The following is a 24,202-nucleotide window of genomic DNA, read 5'->3' on the forward strand; positions in this document are numbered from 1 at the left end:
CGGGCGCTGCGGCGACTCCACGACACACGTCCGCGGACCGAAGGGAAATCCTTCCCCAACTTGTCGCAACTTGTCGCACACGGCGGGCTTTTCGCGAGATCTCCGCTGAATGGTGGGCAACCTGTCGCCATGTCGGATCGTCCTACAGGTCGTCCCATTGGGGGACCCACGGGGGATCCGAGATGCGTGTCACGCTCAGTGACAGCAGGGGGGAACCGTGCACCGACTGATGCACCGCCACCTCGGCAAGCTCGTGGCGGGCGCCGCGCTGGCCCTGACCGGCACCGCCGCGATGGCCGCGATCACCTTGCCCGCGGGCGCCGGCGCCACCGGCCCCGCGGGCGGCCGGCCCGCCGCGGCCGGCGCCTCCGCGGCGGGCCGCGACCCCGGGCAGCCGCCGCCCGCCGTCGTCGAGAAGGCCCGGGCCCAGGGGGCGCGCGGCCGGGGGCGGGACCCGCTCACCGACGACGAGCTGCGCCGCGCCCGGGACCTGGCGCTGCCGCGCGCCCCGCGCGCCGCCGCCCGGGACGTCACCGGCAGACCCGGGCCCGAGCCGCTCACCACCGATCTGGCCGAACCCGACCCGTCGGAGGCAGGGTCGGCCGAACCGCCGCGCCGGGCCGTCGTCTCCTTCTACGACTACCGCGGCGACGGCTACGTCCGTACGACGGTCAACCTCACCACCTCGAAGGTGGAGGCCACGGATGTCCAGCACGGCGTCCAGCCGCCGCCGGGCCACGACGAGGCCGTCGAGGCCGCCCGGCTGCTGATCGCCGCGCCGCTCGGCGCCGGGCTGCGGCAGGACTACCGGGACGCCACCGGCCGCGACCTCACCGGGCCCGAACCCCTCACCGTCACCGGCTTCGTCTACCGGGGCCGCGCGGAAGGCGCCGTGCCGGGCGCCCTCGCCGCCTGCGGGGAGCACCGCTGCGTCCGCCTCTTCACCCAGGTCACCGGCGGCCGCTGGATCGACACCCGCCGCTTCGTCATCGACCTCAGCGCGCGCACCGTCTCCCGACTGGGCTGACGCGCGCCCGCCCCCACCGCCCCTCCTTCGACCGGGAGCCGCCCCGATGTCCGCACCACGCACCACCGGCGCCCTTCCCCGCCGGGGAAAGACCCCCCGCCGCCCGTACCGCCGCGCCGCAGCCCTCCTCGCCGTCCCGCTGCTGCTCGCCGCCGGCGCCCTGGCCACCGGTCCGGCCGCCCAGGCCGCCCCGGAAACCACCGCCGCGCCCGCCCCGGCACCCGCCTGCAGCCCCGCCTACCGCGTCACCCAGACGCTCGACGGCGGCACCGTCTGGCGGATGTGCTGGCACTACGAGGGCAACGCCGGCCTCGTCCTGGACGACGTCTCGTACCAGCCCAAGGGCGAACGCGTTCCCATCAAGGTGCTCACCACCGCCAAGCTCGCCCAGATCCACGTCCCCTACGACGACGGCAGGACCGAGTACGACGACCTCACCGGCCAGGGCTTCGCCCAGGGCCTCCAGCGGCTCGACCCCGCCGAATGCCCTGGCGGCACCATCAAGACCGTCCGGGTGCCCGGCGCCTGGGACTCCGCGCACCCCGACGTCAGCGGCCTGTGCGCGACCACCCGTGCCCGCGGCCACGCCTACCGGATGGGCGCGTTCCCCGGCAGCGACACCAAGACCTACCAGCTCCAGGGCAAGGACCTGCTGCTCTACACCGTCAACAAGGTGGGCTGGTACGAATACATCACCGAATGGCGGTTCTCCGGCGACGGCACCATGACCTTCCAGGTCGGCGCCACCGGCACCGTCTCGCCCAACGACTACGACGCCGGCGACGGCCGCGGCATGCCACTCGGCAAGGGGGCCAAGGACTACGCGACCAGCCACAGCCACAACGTCTTCTGGCGGCTGAACTTCGGCCTGGACGGCTCGTCCGCCAACAAGTTCGAGCAGTTCGACTCCACCCTCACCACCCGCTCCGGCGGTGGCACCCCGACCATCCGCACCACCCGCACCCCGGTCACCAAGGAACTGGCCGGAGACGCCGGGCCGATGCGCTGGTGGCGGGTGGTGAGCGCCACCGGCAAGAACAGGGACGGGCATCCGCGCTCGTACGAGATCGTTCCCGGCCACACCAGCAAGTACGGCGGCCGCGGCTACACCAAGCACGACGTGTATGTCACCGAGTACAACAAGTGCGAGCAGTTCGCCAGTAACAACCTGGCCAACTGCGGTGCGGGCACCGGCAGAAGCGTCGACCGCTGGGTCAACGGCCAGCCGCTCAAACACCCCATCGCGTGGGTCAACATCGGGTTCCACCACATCGCCAGGGACGAGGACCAGGAGCCGATGCCCGTCCACTGGCAGGGCTTCCAACTGGTGCCGCGCGACGTCACGGCTATGAATCCGCTCACTCCGCCCGCGCTGACCGGTCACAACGGGCACTATGAATAAGGGGAGTTGGTAGACGACTCGACCCATCCTGCTGCACCGCCTCCCGCACCGCAGTAGTCTGCCTTGATCGTTGGGCACGGGGGTTCGGAAGGCGGTGGCAGGTGAGCGGCGGGCTGGAGTTGCCCCCTGGTGACGAGAGTCATGAGGGCCATGAGGGCGGCTCCGTCGACGCACCGCCCGGCGCGGTGTCCCTGGCGCGACCGCTGGAGATCGGGGCGGAGCTGGACTGGGGCGCCGACGCCTGGAGCGAGGTGCGTACCCGTGCCCGTCGGGCCGGCCGCGCCTACATCTGGCTGAATCTCGTCGAGCAGCGGCTGCGCGCCGTGGTCGCGGCCGTCCTGCGGCCGATCTACGAGCCGGTGCACGGCGACGAATGGGTGATCGCCGCGGCCGGCCCCGCCGGACAGGAGTGGGTGCAGCGCGCCGTCGCCGTACGCGAGGTCAGCCGGCGCAAGGGCTACCTCCTCGACCCCGCCGACGACAACATCGTCAGCTTTCTGACGCTGCCGCAACTGCGCGAACTGATGGTCCAGCACTGGCCCTGCTTCGAGCCGTACTTCGACGACCGCCGCGAGGTCGAGCTGGCCCTCGACGAGCTGGAGGTCGCCCGCAACATCGTCTCCCGCAACCGCGCGCTGTCCGAGACCGTCCTCGCCCAGGCCGAGCGCGCCTCCGCCCGCCTCCTGGACATCCTCGGCTCCGGCATCGGCACCCGGATCTCCGGGCGGCTGCCCATCGACGCGGTCGAGGACCTGGTCGGCGACCGCTACGCCGACGTCATCGGGGTCCACCCCGACCGGGTACGGCTGCAGCGCCAGCTCCCCGCCGAGGACCTCTTCGGCGGCGCCCGCCGCCTCGACGCCGTCGGCATCGGCCTCAACCTCCTCGTGCAGAACTACTCCGGCCGCCGGCTGGTCCGGCTCGCCGAAACCGGCTGCCGGGTCCGGCTGCTCTTCCTCAACCCCGCCAGCAGCGCGGTCCGCCGCCGGGAGCGCGAAATCGGCCTGAAGAAGGGCGAGATGAGCCGCTCCATCGAGATGAACATCCTGCACATGCGGCGGGTGCGGGCCCGGCTGCGCGACCCCGGCGCCTTCGAGATCCAGGTCTTCGACGAGACCCCGCGCTTCACCGCCTACCTCGTCGACGGCGACGGCCCCGACGGCATAGCCGTCGTCCAGTCCTACCTCCGCAAGAGCCGCGGGATGGAGTCCCCGGTCCTCGTCCTGCGCGGCGGCGCCCGCGAGGTCGTCCGCCAGGACGCCCGGGACGGCCGCGACGGCGACCACGGGCTGTTCGAGACCTACCGCGAGGAGTTCGAAGGCATCTGGGCGGATTCCCGGCCGGTTTCCTGACCACCTCGTACGGTTGTGCGTATGCAATTCCGCGTGCTCGCCCCGCTGGAGGTGCGGTCCGCCGACGGCCGCTCCGCCCCCGTCCCGGAGAAGAAGGTACGGGCGCTGCTCGCCGCACTCCTCGCGCACCACGGGCGCCCGGTGTCCGCGGACCGGCTCGTCGAGCACCTCTGGGGCGCGCGTCCGCCCGCCAACCCGACCGCCTCCCTCCAGAGCAAGGTCTCCCAGCTCCGCCGCGCCCTGGACACGGCCGAGCCCGGCGCCCGCAAGCTGGTCGTGACCGCCCCGCCCGGCTACCGCCTGGACGTCGCCGCCGACGCCCTGGACGCCGGCCGCTTCACCGCCCTCACCGCGCGCGCCCACGCCGCCGCCGGCGCGCAGGAGCGGGCCGGTCTGCTCGGCGCGGCCCTGGACCTGTGGCACGGCCCGGCGTTCGCCGGCTTCGCGGACGGCGATCTGATCCGCCCGGTGGCCGAGAGCCTGGAGGAACAGCGGCTGACGGCACTGGAGGAGCGGGCCGCGGCCCGCCTGGAACTGGGCGAACACGCCCCGCTGGCCGCTGAACTGGCCGGCCTGGTGGCCCGGCACCCGCTGCGCGAACGACTGCGCGCCCTTCAGCTGACCGCGCTGTACCGGGCCGGCCGGCAGAGCGAGGCGCTGACCGCATACGGCGAGATCCGGGCCCTGCTCGCCGAGGAACTGGGCGTCGACCCCGGACCGGAGCTCGCCGCGGCGCACCGCGCGATCCTGCGCCAGGAGCCCTGGGAGCCGGGCGGCGGGGCCGTGACACGGGACGCGGGGCGCGCGCAGGTGGCGGTCGGCACCGCGCCTGCCCGCCCCCGTACCAACCTCCCCGCCCCGCTCACCGCACTCCTCGGCCGCCAGGACGCGGTACGCCAGGTCGAGCAATCCCTCTCGGACCACCGCCTGCTGACGCTCACCGGCCCCGGTGGCGTCGGCAAGACCCGGCTCGCCCTGGAGACCGCGGGCCGGCTGGGCGACACCTTCCCGGACGGCGTCTGGCTCGTCGAACTCGGCGCGCTGAGCCGCCCGGACGACCCCGCGCGTGGCCGGGACACCCGCTGCACCGCCGCCGAACTGGCCGAGACGGTGCTCGCCGTCCTCGGCATCCGCGAGGGCGCCGCGGGCGGCCCGGTCGCCGAACGCCTCACCGGTGCGGTGCGCGGCAAACGCCTGCTGCTCGTCCTGGACAACTGCGAGCATGTCATCGACGCGGCCGCCGAGGTCACCGCCGCACTCCTCGCCGCCGCACCGCACCTGCGGACACTGGTGACGAGCCGGGAACCGCTCGGCCTGCCCGGCGAGGCGGTGTGGGCCGTACCGCCGCTGGAACCCGCCGGCGCCGTCGAGCTGTTCGCGGCCCGGGCGACCGCCGCCGACCCCGCCTTCGCCCTGGACGCGGGAGTCACGCCCGTCGTGGCGGAGATCTGCCGCCGGCTGGACGGCATCCCGCTCGCCCTGGAACTCGCCGCCACCCGGGTGCGGGCACTCGGCGTGCGGGAGCTGAACGCCCGGCTCGACGACCGGTTCCGGCTGCTGGGGGCCGGCCGACGGGGTGCGCCGGCCCGCCAGCAGACCCTGCGGGCCGTGCTCGACTGGAGCTGGGAGCTGCTGCCCGCCCCCGAACGCACCGTGCTGCGCCGGCTGGCGGTCCAGGCCGACGGCTGCACCCTGCGGGCCGCCGAGACGGTCTGCGCGGGCGACGGCGTACCGCAGGACGAGGTGCTGGACCTGCTCGCCCGGCTCGTGGACCGCTCGCTGGTGACGGTGGCGCGCACCGCGCACGGGCCGCGCTACCGGCTCCTGGAGACGGTGGCCGCGTACTGCCTGGAGCGCCTGGCGGAGGCCGGCGAACTGCCCGCCGTACGCCGCCGGCACCACCGCTACTACACCGAACTCGCCGAGCAGGCCGAACCGTTGTTGTACGGAGCGGACCAACGGCAGTGGCTGGAAAGGCTCGACGCGGAGGCCGCGAACCTGCGCACCGCATTGGACGGCTCGATCCGGGAGGGCGCCGCGGACCGCGCGCTGCGCCTGGTCAACGCGCTGGCCTGGTACTGGTTCCTGCGCGGACGCCTCGCGGAGGCGGGCCGCTCCCTGGAGGCCGCGCTCGCGGCGGGCGAGGCGGCGGCCGGTTCCGTCGCGGAGGGCCGGCGGCTGCGGGCTGCCGCCTGGCAGGTCGGCATGGGCTCGCTGGCGGGCGGGGACGCCGACCCCGTGGCGCGGGCGGCCGCCGTCCTCCAGCGGTACGAGGCGCACGGCGAGCCGCGCGAGCGGGCCTGGGCCCAGTGGTTCCTGGGGTACGCGCAGGTGGGCCTCGGCGACCCGGCGGCCGCCGCGGCACGGCTCGACCGCTCGCTGGCCGCCTTCCGCGCGCTCGGCGACCGCTGGGGCACCGCGGCGTGCTTGAGCAGCCGCGCCCAGGGGACGCGCGGGGACCTGGCCGCCCGCCGCCGGGACGCCGAGGAGAGCGCCGCGCTCTTCCGCGAACTGGGCGACGGATGGGGCCAGTTGCAGGCCGCCGATGCCCTCGGCGCGATGGCCGAGATCACCGGCGACTACGCCCGGGCGGCCCGGCTCCACGAGGACGGACTGCGGATCGCCCAGGAGCTCGGCCTGTGGATCCAGGCGTCGTACAAGCTCACCGGCCTCGGCCGGATCGCGCTGCTGACCGGCGACCTGGCGCGCGCCCGGGACTGTCACGAGCGGGGGCTGCGGCTGGCCGCGGAACAGTCCCACCGGCGCGGCGAGATGTTCGCCGAGTCCGGACTCGCCCTCGGCGCCCGGAAGGAGGGGCGTCTCGACGAGGCGGAAGCGCGCCTGCGGCCCTGGCTGGAGTGGTGCCGCGGACGGGACGGCGACCCCGGGACCGCGTTCGCGCTGGCCGAGCTGGGCTTCGTCGCCGAGTTGCGGGGCGACACCGGGGCCGCCCGCCGGCTCCATCTGGACGGTTTCGAGGCGGCCCGCGCCACCGGGGATCCGCGCGCGGTCGCGCTGGCGCTGGAGGGCCTGGCCGGCGTCCAGGCACAGGCCGGCCGGTTCGTCTCCGCGGCCCGGCTGTTGGGCGCCGCGGCGGCGCTGCGGGCCGCGGCCGGCGCGCCCCAGCCTGCCGCGGAGGGGGAGGACGTGGCCCGCAGCACAGCCGCGGCGCGCCGTGGTCTGGGCGAGGCGGCCTTCGGAACGGCGTACCGCAGCGGGGCCGGGGTGGCCCCGGAGGTCCTGGCGGCGGAGGTGACGGACGTGCCTGGGGTCGCTGAAGCGACTGACATGGCCGAGGTGACGGACGAGGCGAGGCGGAGGCGGGCTGACGTGGCGGAGCCGACGGGGGAGCCCGCGGGCAGCGTGCCCGGATCCCTCCGGTCTCCCCGTGAGTCCGCCGGCGTCCCGGAGTCCCGTGACTCCTACGGCGTCCCCGTGATCCCTCCGTCGACGCGCAGTTCGATCCCGTTGACGTAATCGGCGCGCGGGCTCGCCAGATAGGCGACCGCGGAGGCGATGTCCTCCGGGCGCCCCAGCCGGCCGGTCGGGTTGGGCGCGTACTCGGCGACGATCTCCGCCTCGTCCGGGCCGTCCGCCGACGCGTCCTCCCGACCCGCGGCGCCTGCTCCGCCGTTCGCTTCGTCTGCCTGGTCCTTTTCGTCCGTCTGGCCCTGGAGTATCCGGAACATCGACGGGCTGACGATCACGCCCGGGCTCACGCAGTTCGCGGTGACGCCGGTCCCGGCGAGGTGCCGGGCCAGGCTCGTGGTCATGTTCACCACGGCGGCCTTGGCCGCGGAGTAGGCCACCATGTTGGGCAGCGGGGTCCGCACGGCGCGGCTGCCGATGGTGATCACCCGGCCCCAGCCGTACGCGCGCAGCGACGGCAGGAGCGTCTGGCTGACCCGCACCGTCGGCAGCACGTTCCCCTCGAAGGCGGCCCGCCAGTCGGACGGCTGGGCGCTGTCCCAGTCGTGCTCGGCGAACGGGCCGGCGTTGTTGACCAGGATGTGGGCGCCGAAGTCCCGTGCGGTGAGGGCGACCTGCTCGGCGACTCCGGGCTCCGTCAGGTCGCCGAGCACCACTTCGGCCCGTACGCCGCGGGCGGCGACGCGTTCGGCGACCGCCGCGGCGGCGCCGGCGTCGCGGCCGTGGACGAGGACGTCGCACCCCTCGTCCGCCAGCGTCTCGGCGATCGTCGTCCCGATACCCGAACTGCTGCCCGTCACCAGCGCGCCGTGTCCTGCCAGCCGTAGGTCCATGACGGCCAGCCTAGGGGGTGTCGTCCGGATCGGGCCGGGCACACGGGGCACGGTCGGAAAGACACTCCCCGGAGCACCCGGGTACCGCCGGTCGCCGGGCCGCGACGGGCGCGCGGTCGATTGTCAGTGGTGCGTGGGAGAGTGGCGAGCGACGGGGGAAGTACCACCGAAGGAGGCCGTATGAGCGAGCGCGGCAGGCAAGTCCCCCCGGCCGGAAGCCGGGGGATCGTCGTTGAAGGGTGCCGGGCCGGCGGGTGCGAGGCCGGGCGAAGCGAGGTAGCGGCATGAGCTGGCATCAGGGGCTGCTGGTCAGCTTCGACCTGGAGACGACGGGCACGGACGTCGAGCAGGACCGCATCGTCACCGCCGCCGTGATCCGGCTGGAGGGCGACGGCCGGGCAGCCGGGCAGCAGACCTGGCTGCTGGATCCGGGGGTGCCGATTCCCGAGGAAGCGACGGCGATTCACGGCATTTCGACCGCATACGTCCAGGAGCACGGCCGGCCGCCCGCGACGGCGATAGACGAGATCACCGAGGCGCTGGCCGAGTCGCTGAGCGCGGACATACCGCTGGTGGTGATGAACGCCCGGTACGACCTCTCGCTCCTGGACCGTGAGTGCCGGCGGCACGGCGTGCGGACCCTGAGCGAGCGGCTGGGGCGGGAGCCGGCGCCGGTCATCGATCCGCTCGTGCTCGACAAGCACGTGGACCGGTACCGCAAGGGCAAGCGCGCACTCCAGGCGCTGTGCGGTCACTACGGCGTACGGCTGGAGGGCGCCCATGAGGCGGGCGCCGACGCGGCGGCCGCGGCCGGTGTCGCCCGGCGGATCGGGGCCACGTACCCCGCCGTCGCGATCCCCTCCCCGCGCGACCTGCACGTTCTGCAGGAGCAGGCGGCCGCCGAACAAGCCGCGTCGTTCCAGGCGTATTTGCGGCGCTCCGGGGACCCGGAGGCGATAGTCGAGCCGGCCTGGCCGCTGATCCCGTACCAGGCCGGATCCTGACCGAGGGGGACACCGCCGGTCGGCCCGGTTCGGAGCGCTCCGGCTCGGACCGTCTCGGCTCGGACCGTTGCGGCTCGGACCGCCCCGGCGTGGCCCGGCTCAGGCTCCCGGCGTCAGAAGGGATACCACCGCACCGTCGCGTCCTTCTCCCGCAGGGAGGCGATCCGGCGCCGGAATTCCTTGAGCGCCGCCGGGTTGGCGGGTGCGTGCTGCGACACCCAGGCGCAGCTCGCCGTCTCCCGTGACCCGCGCAGCACGGCGCAGCCCTCCCAGTCCCGTACGTCCCAGCCGTAGACCGACACGAAGGCGTCGTAGGCGTCCGGGGCCAGGCCGTAACGGTCCCGGCTCAGCGCCATCACGACCAGGTCGTGTTCGCGCAGATCGGAGGAGAAGGTCTCCAGGTCCACCAGCACCGGCCCGTCCGGCCCGACATGCACGTTGCGGGTCAGTGCGTCGCCGTGGATCGGACCGCGGGGCAGATGCGGCTCCAGGGCCGTGGCGGCCGCGGCGAAGGCGTCCCGCCGGCCGCGCAGATACTCCGCGTCCGAGGACGGGACGGCGTCGCCCGCGAGCCGCAGCCAGCGCTCCACACCACCGAGCAACTCCCGCCGGGGAAGGGCGAACGGGGGCTCCGGCAGGGCGTGCACCAGCTTCAGCAGCGCGGCGAGATCGTGCGGCCCGGCGGGCCGGACGGCCTCCGGCAGCCGCTCCCAGTAGGTCACGGGATGCCCGTCGACCAGCGTCGCGGCGGGCTCCGCGGCCCGTACGGCCGGCACGCCCTCGGCCGCCAGCCAGCGGGCCACGCGGAGTTCCCGCTCGGCGCGCTCCAGCAGTTCGGCGCTGCGGCCCACCCGTACGACCGGGCCGTCGTCGCCGAGGGCGAAAACGGCGTTCTCGCCGAGCGAGAGCAGCCGGGCGTCGGCCGCCGCGTCCGGCCGTCCGGCCGCGGCCAGCACGTCCCGGGCGCGCGCCTCCGTGAAGGCGACGGTGCTCGGTTCGGTCATGGTGATGCCTCCTGCGGTGCGTGATCGCGACCAGTGTCCCAGGGCTCCGGCCGGCCGCCCACCGGGACCTACCGGATGCGGAGATCCGCCGGGGAAACCGCCCGGGACCTTGACTGTTGTGGCCGCCGTCACGACGATGACGGCGGCTGACGGGGAGCCGACACGGGGGACAGGGGGAGCGCGATGGCAGCAGTGCCGATGGCACCCACACCGGGCGAGGGGGCGCTGCCGTGACCCTGACGTCCGCCCCGCGGCGCTCGGTGCCGGCCGTCTCCCGCGCCACCGGGGTCCGGCGCGACCATGGTGCGTGGTTCCTCGTGCTGCCCGCACTGATCCCGATCCTGGTGCTGAGCCTGGGGCCGCTGCTGTACGGCATCGGGCTGGCGTTCACCGACGCCCAGTCGGGCCGGAGCCAGGCCACCGGCTTCGTGGGGCTGCTGAACTTCTCCGACCTGTTCCAGGACACCCTTTTCTGGGACTCCTTCCGGATCGGCCTGGTGTGGGCTTTCGGCGTCACCGTCCCGCAGTTCTTCCTGGCCCTCGGCCTCGCCCTGCTGCTCAACCTGGATCTGCGGCTGCGCTGGCTGGCCCGCGCGCTGGCGATCATCCCGTGGGCGATGCCGGAGGTGGTGGTCGGCATCATGTGGCGGCTGGTCTACCACCCGGACGCCGGCGTCCTGAACGAGACACTGCGCGACCTCGGCCTGTCCGGCGCCGACGGGCGGGACTGGCTGAGCGGACTGGCCACCGCCCTGCCCGCGGTCGTCCTCGTCGGGGTCTGGGCCGGTATGCCGCAGACCACCGTGACCCTGCTCGCCGGGCTCCAGAACGTCCCCCGCGAACTGCACGAGGCCGCCGCCATGGACGGCGCGGGCGCCTGGCGCCGCTTCCGCGCGGTCACCTGGCCCGCCCTCCGGCCCGTCGCGCTCGCCGTCACCGCGCTCAACTTCATCTGGAACTTCAACTCCTTCGCCCTGGTCTTCGTGCTGACCGACGGCGGTCCCGGCGGGCGGACCAGGCTGCCGATGCTCTTCGCGTACGAAGAGGCGTTCCGCTACGGCCAGTTCGGGTACGCCGCGACGATGGGGCTGGCGATGGTCGCGGTGATCTCCGTCCTGCTGGCCCTCTATCTGGTCGGCCGGCTGAAGGGGGACGACGAACGGTGAGCGCCACCGAGAAGCCGGCCGGCGGGAGGCGCGCGGAGGCCGGGCGCCGGACAGGACGCACCGGCGGCGCGCGACGCACCGCCACCCGCACCGGCCAGTACACCGCGCTGCTGGCCTACCTCCTCTTCCTCGCCTTCCCCTTCCTCTGGCTGCTCTCCACGGCGTTCAAGCCGCCGCGCGAGCTGGGCAGCCTGCACCCCACCTGGATACCGAAGGCGCCGACCCTGGAGAACTTCCGGCTGGCCTTCGAGCAACAGCCGCTGCTGGCCGCCGCCGGCAACAGCCTGCTGGCCGCGGCGGTGTCCGCGCTGGTCGCGATCGCGCTGGCCACGCCGATGGCGTACGTCCTGGCTCGCTACCGCAGCCGGCTCTCGCGGGCGGCCACCGGCTGGGTGGTGGTCAGCCAGGCGTTCCCGCTGGTGCTGGTGATCATCCCGCTGTTCCTGATCCTCAAGGGGCTGCACCTGGTGGACTCCCGGACCGGCCTGATCATGGTCTATGTCGTCTGGTCGCTGCCGTTCGCGCTGTGGATGCTGACCGGCTATGTCCGGTCGGTGCCGCCGGAGTTGGAGGAGGCCGCAGCCGTGGACGGCGCCGGGCGGGTCCGTACGCTCGTCTCGGTCACCGCGCCGCTGCTGGCACCGGGCATCGCCGCCACCGCGCTGTTCGCCTTCATCACCGCCTGGAACGAGTTCTTCTTCGCCCTGGTCCTGCTGAAAACGCCGGAGAAACAGACGCTGCCGGTCGTGCTGACCCACTTCATCGGAACGGAGGGCGTCGCCGACCTGGGTCCGCTCGCCGCCGCCGCGCTGCTCGCCACCCTCCCCAGCCTGCTGCTCTTCGCCGTCATCCAACGGCGCATCACGGGCGGGATGCTCGCCGGGGCGGTGAAGAGCTGATGCGCGACGGGAACGAAGCGACGGCACCCGGGCGTTGGAACCGTCGGGGACTGCTCGCGGCCGCCGCCGCGCTGCCCGCCGCGGCCCTGCTGCCGGGCTGCTCCGGGGAGCGCCGGCGCCGCTCGTCCGGCGGCCGGATCACCCTGCGGTTCCAGTCGCTGGCCTGGCAGCAGGACTCCCTCAAGGCCAACAAACAGCTGGTCGCCGAGTGGAACGCCCATCACCCTGACATCCAGGTGCGCTACGTACAGGGAGCCTGGGCCACCGTCCACGACCAGCTGCTGACGTCCTTCGAGGGGGGCGAGGCGCCGGACATCATCCACGACGCCTCGGACGACCTCGCGGACTTCGCGTACGGCGGCGATCTCGCCGACCTCACCGCCCTGCTGCCGACGCGCCTGCGGCAGGACATCCCGCCGCACAGCTGGGAGACCGCCACTTTCAACGGCCGCGTGTACGGCGTCCCGTTCCTCCAGGAACCACGGGTGCTGATCGCCAACCGCGCCAAGCTGCGGCGCTCCGGCGTCCGCCTTCCCACTCCCGAACGCCCCTGGAGCTGGGAGGAGTTCGCGGAGGCCGCCAAGCGTCTGACGCGGGGCTCCGACTACGGCGTCGCCTGGCCGCTCAAGGAACCGGTCTCGGCCACCCTCAACCTCGCGCTCTCCACGGGCGGCCGGGTCTTCCACCGCGGCCCGGACGGCAAGGTGGCGGTCCGCTTCGACGCCGTCGACCAGGTGGTGCCGCGCACCGTCCACGACCAGGTGAACGTCGACCGCAGCGCCTCGCGCACGACCCTCGGCATGGGCGGCTCCGACACGCTCCCGGGCTTCTTCGCCGGGCGCTACGCGATGGTGCCGCTCGGGTTCTCGTACCGTCAGCAGATCGTCCAGCAGGCGCCCGAGGGATTCGACTGGACGGTGCTGCCCGCGCCCCGGGGCACCTCGGCGGCCCAGGGAGTGAGCCCGCAGACCCTCTCGATCGCCGAGGACTGCCCGTACAAGGAGGAGGCGATGGCCTTCATCGACTTCCTCCTCCGACCGCCGAACATGGTCCGTCTCGCCCTGGGGGACTGGCTGCTGCCGACGGGTCAGGAGGCTTTGAGGGACCCCGCGCTGCGGGTGGCGAAGCACGACTGGGCGACGGGCACGGCGCTCGCCGGGTCGCTGCGCTCGGCCCCGGCCCAGTCCGTGCGGGGCTACCCGGAGTGGAAGGACAAGATCGCGACTCCCGGTCTGCAGGAGTACTACAGCGGCGCCATCGGTCTGGACGCCTTGCGCAAGCGGCTGGTCCGGGACGGCAATCTGGTGCTGGCGCGCTATCAACGCTGAGCCCGCGCCGGGTGTCGGACGCACAACGCCCCGGTTCCGCACCGGCGGGCCGCCGCTCCGGAACCGCTTGTAACCCTCTGTTGCCCGTATGTAAACGGAGTTGAGCCCCTGAGGTTCAACCCATGGGGTTTCTTTGACCGGTTCTGTAGCAACTTCGCCAATTTTGCAGCCTTGTTGCTTATCTCACACGGCCGGGCCCCCCTTGAATTGAACTCATCAATCAGACAGGGTTTCGAACCAGCCCGACGCAGATCTTCCTGCGTCCAGGGGCTGTTGGCGCAACGCTTTCCCCCCACACCACAAAACGAGGAGAACCCTCGCAATGGCTCACAAGCGTTCCAGCAAGAAGCGGCTCGTCACGGCGATAGCCGCCGCGGTGGCCGCGACTGGTATCGCCACCGTCACGGCCGTCACCGCGGGTGCCTCACCCGCCCCGGCCGAAGGCAAGATCTTCGGCGCCGAGGCCAAGGGCGCCGTGAACGGCAGCTACATCGTCATGCTGAAGAAGTCGGTCCGTACCGCCGAGAGCGGTGACCTGGCCGCCAAGTACGGCGGCGAGGTCAAGCGGAAGTACTCCTCCGCCATCGACGGTTTCTCGGCGTCCGGTCTGAGCACCGAGGAGGCCAAGCGCCTCGCCGCCGACCCGGCGGTCGACAAGGTCGTGCAGAACAAGAAGTTCCACATCGACGCCACCCAGGACAACCCGCCGTCGTGGGGCCTGGACCGCATCGACCAGGCGGACACGCAGGGCGACAAGAAGTACAACTACCCCGACAGCGCGGGTACGGGCGTCACCGCGTACGTCATCGACACCGGTGTGCACATCAGCCACAAGGACTTCGGCGGTCGCGCGTCGTACGGCTTCAACGCCATCGACGGCAGCAACAAGGCCGAGGACGACAACGGTCACGGCACCCACGTCTCCGGCACCATCGCCGGTGAGGCGCACGGCGTCGCCAAGAAGGCCAAGATCGTGGCCGTCAAGGTCCTGGACGGCCAGGGCTCGGGCACCACCGAGCAGGTCGTGGCCGGCATCGACTGGGTCACCAAGAACCACAAGGGCCCGTCGGTCGCCAACATGTCGCTCGGTGGCGGCGCCGATGAGGCGCTCGACGCGGCCGTGAAGAAGGCCATCGACTCCGGTGTCACCTTCGGTGTCGCGGCGGGCAACGAGTCCGCCGACGCGGGCCAGGGCTCCCCCGCGCGCGTCAAGGAGGCCATCACCGTGGCCTCCAGCACCAACAAGGACGAGCAGTCCGACTTCTCCAACTTCGGCAGCGTGGTGGACCTCTACGCCCCCGGCTCCGACATCACCTCGGACTGGAACACCGGCGACGACGCCACCAAGACCATCTCCGGTACGTCCATGGCCACCCCGCACGTCGTGGGCGCGGCCGCGGTCTACCTGGCCGGTCACAAGGACGCCAAGCCCGCTGACGTGGAGAAGGCCCTGACCGACGGCGCCACCGCCGACAAGATCACGAACCCGAGCAAGGGCACGCCCAACAAGCTGCTGAAGGTCGTCGAGTAACCTCCTCACCCCTCAGCTGTACGCCGGCCGTCGCGCTCGCCCCCACGGGGCGCGGCGGCCGGCCTCTTTGTGTGCCGACTCGCGTAGACAGTGTCTACGCGCGAATGGTAGACAGTGTCTATGAACGCACACTCGGGGGAAGCCGCGCAGCACCGCGAGCCGGCTGAACAGCACCAGGACACCGGCCTGCGCGCCCGGTTGGTCCAGGCCGGCGTCGAACTGGTCGGCAGGGAAGGCGTCCAGGCGCTGTCCCTGCGCGAGATCGCCCGCCGCGCCGGGGTCTCGCACGGCGCGCCGCGCCGCTACTTCCCCACCCACCTGTCCCTGCTCTCCGCCATCGCCCGCCAGGGGTTCGCCGACCTGGCCGCCCGGGTCACCGAGGTGCTCGGCGCCGGCCGGCCGGACCCCCGCGCCGGGCTCATGACCCTGGCGCGGCTCTATCTGGACTTCGCGCGGACCAACCGCGGGATGTACGAGCTGATGTTCCGCCACGACCTGCTGGAGAGCAATCAGCTCGGCCTGCGGGAGACCAGCCTGCCGCTCTTCACCGTGCTCGTGGACCTCGTCCGCCAGGTGGAGCCGCGAACCGAGATTCCGCCCCCGGTGGTCGCGGGCGCGCTGTGGGCGAACCTGCACGGCATCGCCCAGCTCTGGGAATGGGGCAGCCTCCAGCTCGCCACCGGAGCCGACGACGTGGAACCACTGCTGCGCGCCACCCTGGACGCGCACCTGGGGCCGGAGGGCCGGTGACCTCACTACGCCACCGGCGGCTCGTCCTCACCGGCAGCATCACCGGTGCGGTGATCGTCGCCCTGGACGGCACAGTGCTGACCGTCGCCCAACCCACTCTCCAGCGCACCCTGCACGCCACGTTCGCGCAGGTCCAGTGGACCAGCACCGGCTACCTCATCGCCGTGGCCAGCCTGCTCGTCTTCGCCGGCCGCCTCGGTGACCGGTACGGACACCAGCGCCTCTTCGCCCTCGGAATCCTCGGCTTCGGCGCCGCCTCGGCGGGGATCGGCCTGGCCCCCGGCGTCGGCTGGGTCATCGCCCTGCGCATCGTCCAAGGCATCTTCGGCGCACTGCTGCAGCCGGCCACCCTCGGCATGCTGCGCGCCGCCTACCCGCCCGACCGTCTCGGTATGCCGCTCGCGCTGCGCACCAGCGCCATCGGTCTCGCCGCCGCGGCCGGCCCCCTCCTCGGCGGCGCACTGGTCGCCCAACTGGGGTGGCGCGCGGTCTTCTTCCTCAACGTGCCCCCAGCCCTGCTGATCGGCGCCCTGGCGCTCGCCGTACGCGTACCGCCGCCGCTGCCGAAACCCCCGAGCCGCCCGCTGACCGGCCTCGACCTCCCGGGCGCCGGTCTGCTCGGCATCACCCTGGTGTGCCTGGTACACACCCTGGTCGCCCTGCCCGCGCACGGCTGGACGACGACCACCACGGCGGCCGTGCTCACCGCCGCGGTCGCCTTCGCCGCGTTCGTCCACCACGAACGCCGCACCGCGAGCCCCCTGGTGCCCCCACGCGTAGCCGCCTCCAAGGCGGTCGCCTCGTCCCTCGCCATACTCCTGGCCGCCTCGGCCGCCCTGTTCGGCACGCTCTTCGTCAGCAGCTACTACCTGCAGAACGTCCGGCACCTGGACCCGTTCCAGTGCGGCCTCCAAGTCCTGCCGCTACCCCTGCTGATGGTGCTGAGCGCCCCGGCCTCGGCCGTGCTGCAACGCCGATACGGCCCCCGCCGCACGACCACGGCCGCCATGGCCCTCCTGACGCTGGGCACCCTCCTCCTCTCCCGACTCGACGAAACCTCCACTCCCTTGGAGGCCGGCACCGGCTTCCTCCTCCTGGGCGCGGGCTTCGGCACGGTGATGGTCACCGCCACTGCGGTCATCGTGCGCCACGCCCCCGTGGACAACGCCGGTGTCGCCGGCGGACTCCAGCAGACCGCCATGAACATCGGCCCCACCCTGGGCGTCGCCACCGCGACCATGCTGCTCACCTACACCCCGACCCTGCAGTCCACCCTCCTCCCCCTCGCCGCCCTGGCCGCTCTCGGCACCCTGTGCGCCGCAACCCTCCCTGCGGCCTCCGCCCGAGGGGGCAACTCACAGTCCGATCCCGCGACTTATCCACAGGAGGGAGCCTCCGAAACCATCTGAGGTCCGTTCCCCCTACCGTCGGTGACATGCACGGAGGACTGCCGTTCATCGGCATCAGCACCATCGTCTACGGCCTGATCGGACTGATCACCGTCGTCGTCAGCACGATCCGCAAGACAGGGGGAACGCGACATGCACACCATCACCGTCATCGTGCCAGCTCACAACGAGGAGGAGGGTCTGCCGGCCACGCTGGAATCTCTCGCCCGGCAAACGGTCCGGCCTGACCGCATCCTCGTCGTGGACGACGCCTCCACGGACCGCACGGGCGAGGTGGCGGCATCACACGGCGTGACGGTATTACGCCCGCCACACAACCTCGGCAGCAAGGCCAGAGCCCAGAACTACGCCCTTCCGCACTGCACCACCGACCTCGTCCTGGCAGTCGACGCCGACACGGTCCTCGCGCCCGACTACATCGAGACCGTCGTCCCGGTCTTCCGCGACCCGGCGGTCTCGGTCGCGGCAGGCACGGTCCGCACCCGCCACACCCGCACCCTCTGGGAACGCGGCCGCTCCACCGAGTACCTCTTCGGCTTCCACTGGCACCGCCCCATCCAGGCACGCGCCAACAGCCCCATGGTCTGCTCGGGTTGCTGCTCGGTGTTCCGCCGCGACGACCTGATGGCCTTCGGCGGCTTCCCCGAGCGCACCATCGTCGAGGACATGGATTACACCTGGTCCCAGCAGATCGCCGGCAGACGCGCGGTCTACGTCCCCGACGCGGTGGCCCTGGCCGCCGACCCGGAAGACCTCACCTACCTCCGCAAACAGGTCTGGCGCTGGATGGCCGGCTTCTGCCAGAACGTCCGGCTCCACCTGGGTGGCCTGATCCTCCGCAAACCCCTGCTCGCACTCTGGGTCCTGCTCGCTCTGCTGGAAATCCTCACCGCACCGGTCTGGTGGGCGACGCCCTTGGTGATTGCCTCGACGACCGATGAGCCACCCGCGCTCGCCTTCCTCTGGTGGGCCGGAGCCGAACTCCTGCTCACGACACCACCCCTCCTCTACGCCGCCCACCGCCGCAAACTCCCGGTAGGCCATGTCCTGTTGAACATCCCCTGCGTCTACGCCACTAAGGCCGTCAACCTCGTCTACGCCTGGAAGGCCCTCATCGTGGAACTGCTGCTCGTCCCCCTCCACCTGTCCCGCGGCCTCACCGTCTACGAGAAGGGCCGCGCCGACACCCCCACGCCCCGAACAGCACTCGCCGGGACGGGGTGACGCCCCTCCCCGCGCAGTATGTGCGGGCCAGGGACGTCAGGGTGTTGACTGCCCGAAATCGCCGAGTTCCGCAATCAGGCGTTTGCGCGCCGCTTCCAATTGATCGGAGTATGCGGAGTCGAAGATCTGAGGTAGGCCGGTCTCCAGATTCCCGCTGATCCTGAGAAGGGCGGACCAGACTGCGCGGTCATCCACCACATTCGAGAAATCCTCTTTATGCATGACACGGTTCAGCCAGTCTGACAGGACAAGGGCCTGGTCGCCCGTCAACTCAATCTGCATTGCGAAGCCTTCCATTCGCTGTGTACGAGTCGCACGATATGCCGGGGGACGGTTCACGGCGGGGACGCGGGAGCACGGACGACGGATGGAGGGGGGCGGCATGAGCCTGGTCCTGCACACCGTCCCCGGCGGCTGCTCGTGGGGCAGTACCGCCGCCGTTCGGGGCCCGCCTCTTCCGGACGACGCGCCCCCGAGGCGGGGCGGTGGGTCAGTCCTCGTGCTCGCGGCCGGCACCGCGGAATGAGCTCTCCGCGAGGACGATCTTGCGCTTGACCGGGGGGAGGTGGTTCATCGTGCGCATCGCGGTGCGCATGCCGGTCCGGGCCAGGGTGCCGATCAAGTCACCCCTGTGCATGACGGAGTGGCCGTCCATCTGGGCCCGGGACTTGATGACGGCGTCCCAGGCGTACGACGTCATGGTTGTCTCGTACCGGCCCACCGCATCGAGGAGGGAGAGTTCTCGTCGGCTCGCGGCGGCCAGCTTGCGGGTGAGCAGCCGGGCGTCGCGCAGCGCGGTGTTGGCGCCCACCCCGCGGCCCGGCGTCATGGTGTGGATGGCGTCACCGACGAGCGTGACATTGCTCGGCTGCCACGGGTCGATCGGCTCGGACGTCCGGATCACCAGCGGGAGGCTGCTGTTCGGGTCTCCCAGCGCGAAGATCCGCCGGAAGTCGGGGTGCCACGAGGCGGTCTTCTCCTTCACGAGCTGCTGGATCCGGGCGCCTCGCATCCGTGTGACGTCCTGCGGCAGCCACCGCTCCGACGCGGCGAAGCCCCACATGATGTAGTCGCGGCTGTTGTCGTACAGCATTCCCGGCCAGGCGCGCAGCGCCTCCGCGTCGGTGCTGCCGATGCCCTGCCTCGGCTTGCCGTCCTCGTCCCACTTGAAGCGCATCACATGCAGGATGCACATGAACCCCTTGGGGCCGTGCACCATGGTGACGCCCTCCATCACCTCCTTGGGCAGCAGTGCCCGGGTCTCGTCGGTGAGCGGCGTCTTGCCGGTGATGCCGATCAGCCCGGTGTCGACCAGCCTCGCGTGCGGCAAGTATTGCCGGCGTACGGGGGAGTTGGCCCCCTCGGCGCCCACGAGGAGGTCGCCGGTTGCCGAGTCGCCGTCCGCGAAGAATGCGGTGACCCGGCCGTCGGCGTGCTGCTCGTAGTGGGTGAAGCGCTTGTCGAAGTGGACGACGTCCTCCACCCCCGTCAGCAGGACCTGCCGCAGCGTCATGCGGCTCACCGACTCATCGGCGTCGTCCTCCGACGGTTGGTCCGCCGCCTTCAGCACCTCGGGTCCGGCAGAGAAGAGGAACTTCTTCTCGTGCGTCATCTGATTGCCGTAGCGGGGGCGTTGGGCGCAGGTGGTGAGGAAGGTGTGGTACAGCTCCGGTGACAGGTTGGCCCGCAGCGCCCGCTTGCCGTCGGCGTCGATGCCGACCCGGTAGCCCTGCAGACCGTCGCGCCGGGTGCGGTCACGCTCGTACACCGCGACGCTGACACCCGCGCGCTTGAGGCCCTGCGCGAGGCAGAGCCCGCCCGTGCCGGCGCCGATGATGATGACATGCAAAGGTAAACCGGGCATTTCGGTCTCCCGTTTCGTCATGAGGAAGGCGCGTCGGCGCCCTTGTCGGGACCGCCCCGGCGCGTGACAGCCCTAGCGGGTGTGGGCGGCCGCCATTGCGGCCAGCCACTCCTTGGTCCAGGTGATGCGCCCGGAGCACAGGTCTGCGATGACCGATTCCACCCAGTCCAGCTCCGCGGCGGTCGTGGCGCGCATGCACTCCATCTCCAGGGCGAACAGCCTGCCCCATTCGCCCGTCGCCGCGATCTGCGTGTCGAGCCGGGCCAGTTCGGTGGCGAGGTTCGTCTGGCGCTTCTCCAGTTGTTCGGCCACCTCGCCGGGTTCGAGGAGGGGGACGAACGCCATGGCGGCAAGGAACTCCGGGTACTCGCGGGTCGGAGCCGCCAGCGCGTCGAGCATCCAGTCGCGCCACACGGCACGGCCCTCGTCGGTGAGGGCGTAGAGCGTCCGCTCGGGGCGGTTGTGCTCGCGGCTGCTCTCCCGCACCTCGATCAGGGCCTTGCGGTGCAGTCGGTCGATGGTGCGGTAGAGGCTGGCCCGCTGCCCCACGTTGACCACTTCGCCCTTGCCGCGGTCCTTCATCAACCGCTGCATCTTGTAGGGGTGCATGCCGGGCTGCTGCTCGTGGTCCACCTCGGCCAGCAGGGAGAGCACCGCCAGAGCCAGCGTTGAGCGCCTGTACGTCATAGTTGCCAGGGTACTAGTGTGGGGGCAACTAATTAAGCCCTCTGCCCTACCGGGCTCGGCGGGGAATGCGCGTCTTGGGGGAGGCGTACGCCGCTGCCCGGCGCCGGCGAGGAGCGCTTCAGCAGGTACCCGGCGGCGTCATCGACGGACGTCGCGGGCCCGGGGCAGACGAACCGCGGGTCTCCCACGGCTCGGCGCGCGTCGGGAATCACCAGTTTCGGCCGGCGTCGGATCCGTAGGACCTCACCGTGATCGGCTTCTTGTCGGAGCCCGGCCGCCGGTGGCCAACTGCCCCTGACGGGTGGGGCTTTTACGGAAGAGGAGGCTGCCCGCGGGCCGAACGGGAGCCGCGCCGGCAGGTCCTAACGTACCGGCGCCGGTGGTGGGGCCGTGGTGCCGCGGGGGACGAGTTCGGTGGGGAGGACGATGTGGCGCTGGTGGTCGCCGTCGGAGCCGTCGATCACCGCGCGGGTGAGGCGCACCGCGGCGCGGCCGATCTCCACGGCGGGCTGGGCCAGCGTCGTCAGGCCCATGACCCCGGCCATGACGTGGTCGTCGAAACCCATGACCGAAACCCGCCCGGGGACCGGGATGTTGGCGTCCCGTAGCGCTGCGAGCAGGCGGAAGGCCAGGTCGTCGGTCTCGGTGAAGAGGGCGGTGGGCGGGTCCTGGAGGGACAGCAGGCGCCCCACCGCCGCGGCCATCCCGTTGCCCTTCCAGTCCGGCACGCTGAGGACGAGTGCGTCGTCGGGCTCGATTCCGGCCTCGGTCAGGGCCCGCAGATGGCCCGCGAGGCGGCTCTTGCTGCTCCAGGTGAAGCCGGTCCCGTCGGCCGTCTGGAGGAAGGCGATCCGCCGGTGGCCGAGGTTGAGGAGGTGGCGGGTGCCGCGCAGTGCGGCGTCCTCGTCGTCCACGTAGACGCTGGGCCGTCCCGGGGCGTGCTGGCTGACGAAGACGAGCGGCATGCCCAGGTCGTCCAGGCGGGCACGTTCGGTGGGGGAGAGTGCGAAGCTCACGACGAGGAGGGCGTCGGCGTTGCGGCGGGCCGGCAACCGGTCGAAGAAATCGGCGCGTTCGTGGACGTCGGTGACGCTGTACACGAGCAGTTCCAGGCCGGCGTCGCGCAGGGCGGGGGCCATTCCGGAGAGCGCCGCGCCCAGGAACCACGACTCCAGGTCCGGGAGCAGGACGGCGACGCGACCGGTGCGGCCGGTGACGAGGCTCGACGCGCTGCGGGTGATCGCGAAGGAGAGCTCGCGGGCCGCCGCTTCCACCCGGGCGCGGGTCGTGTCCGAGACCGTCGACAGTCCGCGCAGGGTGCGCGAGACGGTGGACACAGAAACCCCTGCCCGCTGGGCCACCTCGGCCATCGTGGCCTCACTCCGAGCTGAGGACATGGCGGGACGCTAGCACAGAGAGTCGATGACAGCGTTGGCAGGGCGGTTGGTTCCGAAACCTGGGGAGCACCGACCGTTGACCCGGGAATGACGCCCTCCTAGCCTGCAAGCGCTGTCATGAAGGCAGTCACGAACGTGCGGAGCGCATGACCTCCGGGGTGGTCGAGGACGACGCCGCTTCGCACCCGACCGAAAGGCAGTCACGTGACCGCACAGCACCTCGGCGCACGGCCCGGCACCACCGACTGGTGGCGGCAGGCCGTCGTCTACCAGGTGTATCCGCGCAGCTTCGCCGACTCCGACGGCGACGGCATCGGTGACCTCCCCGGTGTGACCTCCCGGCTCGGCCACCTCGCCGGACTCGGGGTGGACGCCGTCTGGCTCAGCCCCTTCTACCCCTCCGAGCTGGCCGACGGCGGCTACGACGTCGCGGACTACCGCGACGTCGATCCCCGGCTCGGCACCCTCGACGACTTCGACGCCCTGGTCGCCGAGGCGCACCGCCTCGGCCTCAAGGTGATGGTGGACATCGTCCCCAACCACTCCTCCGACCAGCACGTCTGGTTCCGGGAAGCGCTGCGGGCCGCACCCGGATCCGCGGCCAGGGAGCGCTACGTCTTCCGCGAGGGCAGGGGCGAGCACGGCGAGCAGCCGCCCACCGACTGGGTCTCCTGCTTCGGCGGCCCGGCCTGGACCCGGCTGCCCGACGGCTGGTGGTACCTCCACCTCTTCGCCCCGCAGCAGCCGGACTTCAACTGGGACAACCCCGAGGTCCGCGAGGACTTCCGGACGACCCTGCGCTTCTGGTCCGACCGGGGCGTGGACGGCTTCCGCGTCGATGTGGCGCACGGCCTCGCCAAGGACCTGGCGGCGCCGCTGCGCGACCTCGGCGCCGTCGAGAGCTACCAGCCGGAGGACCTGCCCGAGGACGGCAGCCACCCGTTCTGGGACCGGGACGAGGTCCATGACATCTTCCGCGACTGGCGCCGGGTCTTCAACGAGTACGACCCGCCGCGGATCGCCGTCGCCGAAGCCTGGGTGCGCAACTCCCGCCGCACCGCGTACGCAACGCCGCAGGAGCTGGGGCAGGCGTTCAACTTCGACTTCCTCAAGGCGTCGCTGCACGCCGAGGAACTGCGTTCCTCCATCGACTCCGCCCTCGCTGACGCCCGCGCGGCCGGGGCGACCGCGACCTGGGTGCTCTCCAACCACGACGTGATCCGGCACGCCTCCCGGCACGGCCTCCCGGACGGCTGCGACGAGGAGGCATGGCTGCTGGCGGACGGGCAGAAGCCGCCGCTGGACAGGGAGTTCGGGCTGCGCCGGGCGCTGGCCGCGACGCTGCTGATGCTGGCGCTGCCCGGCTCCAGCTACCTGTACCAGGGCGAGGAACTGGGCCTGCCCGAGGTCGCCGACCTGGCCCGGGAGGACCTGAGGGACCCGGTGTGGACGCGCAGCGGCGGCCGGCTGAAAGGACGCGACGGCTGCCGGGTGCCCCTGCCGTGGCAGCGCGGCGGCAGCTCGTACGGTTTCGGCAGCGGCGGCTCGTGGCTGCCGCAGCCGACGGGCTGGGGCGAACTGTCCGTGGCGGCCCAACAGGGCGTGCCCGACACGCCGTTGGAGCTGTACCGCACGGCGCTGCGGCTGCGCCGCCGGCTGGTGGCCGACGAGGCGCTGGAGTGGGTCGGCGACGCCCGGACGGCGGCCGACGGAGTGCTGCACTTCCGCCGCAGCGGCGGCTGGGCCTGCGTGACGAACCTGTCGGACGAGCCGCGGCCGCTGCCGCCCGGTGAGCTGCTGGTGTCCTCCGCCCCGGTCACCGGCACGCAGCTGCCGCCGTGGACGACGGCCTGGGTACGCACCCCGGCCGGCTGAGCACCCGGTCCCTCCGGCCCG

19 protein-coding genes are annotated in these 24,202 nt (G+C 72.3%); 13 read left to right on the top strand and 6 right to left on the bottom strand.

The features are described 5' to 3' along the window. Positions 1 to 217: 217 nt before the first annotated feature. The 4 genes from OO62_RS27310 to OO62_RS27325 all read left to right on the top strand — a co-directional run bounded on the left by OO62_RS27310 (position 218) and on the right by OO62_RS27325 (position 7,258). The gene (locus OO62_RS27310; protein ID WP_106974905.1) at positions 218 to 1,027 is read left to right on the top strand and encodes a Tat pathway signal sequence domain protein; all 810 of its coding nucleotides are present in this window, start codon (positions 218 to 220) and stop codon (positions 1,025 to 1,027) included. Positions 1,028 to 1,073: 46 nt separating this feature from the next. Next, positions 1,074 to 2,429 (top strand): copper amine oxidase, encoded by a 1,356-nt coding sequence (locus OO62_RS27315; RefSeq protein ID WP_033270267.1) that lies wholly within the window; start codon positions 1,074 to 1,076, stop codon positions 2,427 to 2,429. Positions 2,430 to 2,530: 101 nt separating this feature from the next. After that, on the top strand, positions 2,531 to 3,781 hold the full coding sequence (locus OO62_RS27320; RefSeq protein WP_033270268.1) for an SAV2148 family HEPN domain-containing protein: 1,251 nt from the start codon (positions 2,531 to 2,533) through the stop codon (positions 3,779 to 3,781). Between the two features lie 21 nt (positions 3,782 to 3,802). Continuing rightward, positions 3,803 to 7,258, top strand: coding sequence for an AfsR/SARP family transcriptional regulator (locus OO62_RS27325; protein ID WP_228332560.1), 3,456 nt, complete (start codon positions 3,803 to 3,805; stop codon positions 7,256 to 7,258). Here the strand turns inward: OO62_RS27325 and OO62_RS27330 are convergent. Then, positions 7,204 to 8,043, bottom strand: a complete 840-nt coding sequence (locus OO62_RS27330; RefSeq protein WP_033270269.1) for an SDR family NAD(P)-dependent oxidoreductase — start codon at positions 8,041 to 8,043, stop codon at positions 7,204 to 7,206. The genes OO62_RS27325 and OO62_RS27330 overlap by 55 nt on opposite strands. A 284-nt stretch (positions 8,044 to 8,327) precedes the next feature. Between OO62_RS27330 and OO62_RS27335 the strand changes: the two genes are divergently transcribed. Then, on the top strand, positions 8,328 to 9,047 hold the full coding sequence (locus OO62_RS27335; protein WP_033270270.1) for an exonuclease domain-containing protein: 720 nt from the start codon (positions 8,328 to 8,330) through the stop codon (positions 9,045 to 9,047). A 113-nt stretch (positions 9,048 to 9,160) separates the two neighbouring features. On the opposite strand, the gene OO62_RS27340 is transcribed toward OO62_RS27335, so the two are convergent. Then, the gene (locus OO62_RS27340; protein ID WP_033270271.1) at positions 9,161 to 10,051 is read right to left on the bottom strand and encodes an aminoglycoside phosphotransferase family protein; all 891 of its coding nucleotides are present in this window, start codon (positions 10,049 to 10,051) and stop codon (positions 9,161 to 9,163) included. 230 nt (positions 10,052 to 10,281) lie between these two features. Here OO62_RS27340 and OO62_RS27345 point away from each other — a divergent pair, with 230 nt between their 5' ends. The 7 genes from OO62_RS27345 (at position 10,282) to OO62_RS27375 (ending at position 18,358) form a co-directional block, all read left to right on the top strand. After that, positions 10,282 to 11,217 (top strand): carbohydrate ABC transporter permease, encoded by a 936-nt coding sequence (locus OO62_RS27345; protein WP_033270272.1) that lies wholly within the window; start codon positions 10,282 to 10,284, stop codon positions 11,215 to 11,217. Then, the gene (locus OO62_RS27350; RefSeq protein WP_033270273.1) at positions 11,214 to 12,116 is read left to right on the top strand and encodes a carbohydrate ABC transporter permease; all 903 of its coding nucleotides are present in this window, start codon (positions 11,214 to 11,216) and stop codon (positions 12,114 to 12,116) included. The genes OO62_RS27345 and OO62_RS27350 overlap by 4 nt, the downstream gene beginning before the upstream one ends. Continuing rightward, positions 12,116 to 13,444: an ABC transporter substrate-binding protein gene (locus tag OO62_RS27355; protein ID WP_051733643.1), complete on the top strand. Its 1,329-nt coding sequence runs from the start codon at positions 12,116 to 12,118 to the stop codon at positions 13,442 to 13,444. Before OO62_RS27350 ends, OO62_RS27355 begins: the two co-directional genes overlap by 1 nt. Positions 13,445 to 13,766: 322 nt before the next feature. Continuing rightward, complete coding sequence (locus OO62_RS27360) at positions 13,767 to 14,975, top strand: S8 family peptidase (protein ID WP_033270274.1); 1,209 nt, start codon at positions 13,767 to 13,769, stop codon at positions 14,973 to 14,975. Between the two features lie 120 nt (positions 14,976 to 15,095). Next, positions 15,096 to 15,725, top strand: coding sequence for a TetR/AcrR family transcriptional regulator (locus OO62_RS27365; RefSeq protein ID WP_051733644.1), 630 nt, complete (start codon positions 15,096 to 15,098; stop codon positions 15,723 to 15,725). Continuing rightward, on the top strand, positions 15,722 to 17,134 hold the full coding sequence (locus OO62_RS27370; RefSeq protein WP_033270275.1) for an MFS transporter: 1,413 nt from the start codon (positions 15,722 to 15,724) through the stop codon (positions 17,132 to 17,134). The genes OO62_RS27365 and OO62_RS27370 overlap by 4 nt, the downstream gene beginning before the upstream one ends. Positions 17,135 to 17,266: 132 nt before the next feature. Further along, on the top strand, positions 17,267 to 18,358 hold the full coding sequence (locus OO62_RS27375; RefSeq protein ID WP_033270276.1) for a glycosyltransferase family 2 protein: 1,092 nt from the start codon (positions 17,267 to 17,269) through the stop codon (positions 18,356 to 18,358). Positions 18,359 to 18,394: 36 nt separating this feature from the next. On the opposite strand, the gene OO62_RS27380 is transcribed toward OO62_RS27375, so the two are convergent. The 4 genes from OO62_RS27380 to OO62_RS27395 form a co-directional block, all read right to left on the bottom strand. Then, positions 18,395 to 18,640, bottom strand: coding sequence for a hypothetical protein (locus OO62_RS27380; protein ID WP_051733645.1), 246 nt, complete (start codon positions 18,638 to 18,640; stop codon positions 18,395 to 18,397). Positions 18,641 to 18,848: 208 nt separating this feature from the next. Continuing rightward, a complete protein-coding gene (locus OO62_RS27385; RefSeq protein ID WP_033270278.1) occupies positions 18,849 to 20,222 on the bottom strand; it encodes an FAD-dependent oxidoreductase in 1,374 nt (457 codons plus the stop codon). A gap of 72 nt (positions 20,223 to 20,294) precedes the next feature. After that, a complete protein-coding gene (locus OO62_RS27390) occupies positions 20,295 to 20,909 on the bottom strand; it encodes a PadR family transcriptional regulator (protein WP_164993234.1) in 615 nt (204 codons plus the stop codon). Between the two features lie 362 nt (positions 20,910 to 21,271). Further along, entirely contained in the window at positions 21,272 to 22,306 is a 1,035-nt protein-coding gene (locus tag OO62_RS27395) for a LacI family DNA-binding transcriptional regulator (RefSeq protein ID WP_323135816.1), read from the bottom strand. Positions 22,307 to 22,510: 204 nt separating this feature from the next. Here OO62_RS27395 and OO62_RS27400 point away from each other — a divergent pair, with 204 nt between their 5' ends. After that, complete coding sequence (locus OO62_RS27400; RefSeq protein WP_033270280.1) at positions 22,511 to 24,181, top strand: glycoside hydrolase family 13 protein; 1,671 nt, start codon at positions 22,511 to 22,513, stop codon at positions 24,179 to 24,181. Positions 24,182 to 24,202: the final 21 nt, after the last annotated feature.

The sequence above is a fragment of the Streptomyces lydicus genome (assembly GCF_000717345.1).
In the GTDB taxonomy this organism is placed as follows: Bacteria; Actinomycetota; Actinomycetes; order Streptomycetales; family Streptomycetaceae; genus Streptomyces; species Streptomyces lydicus.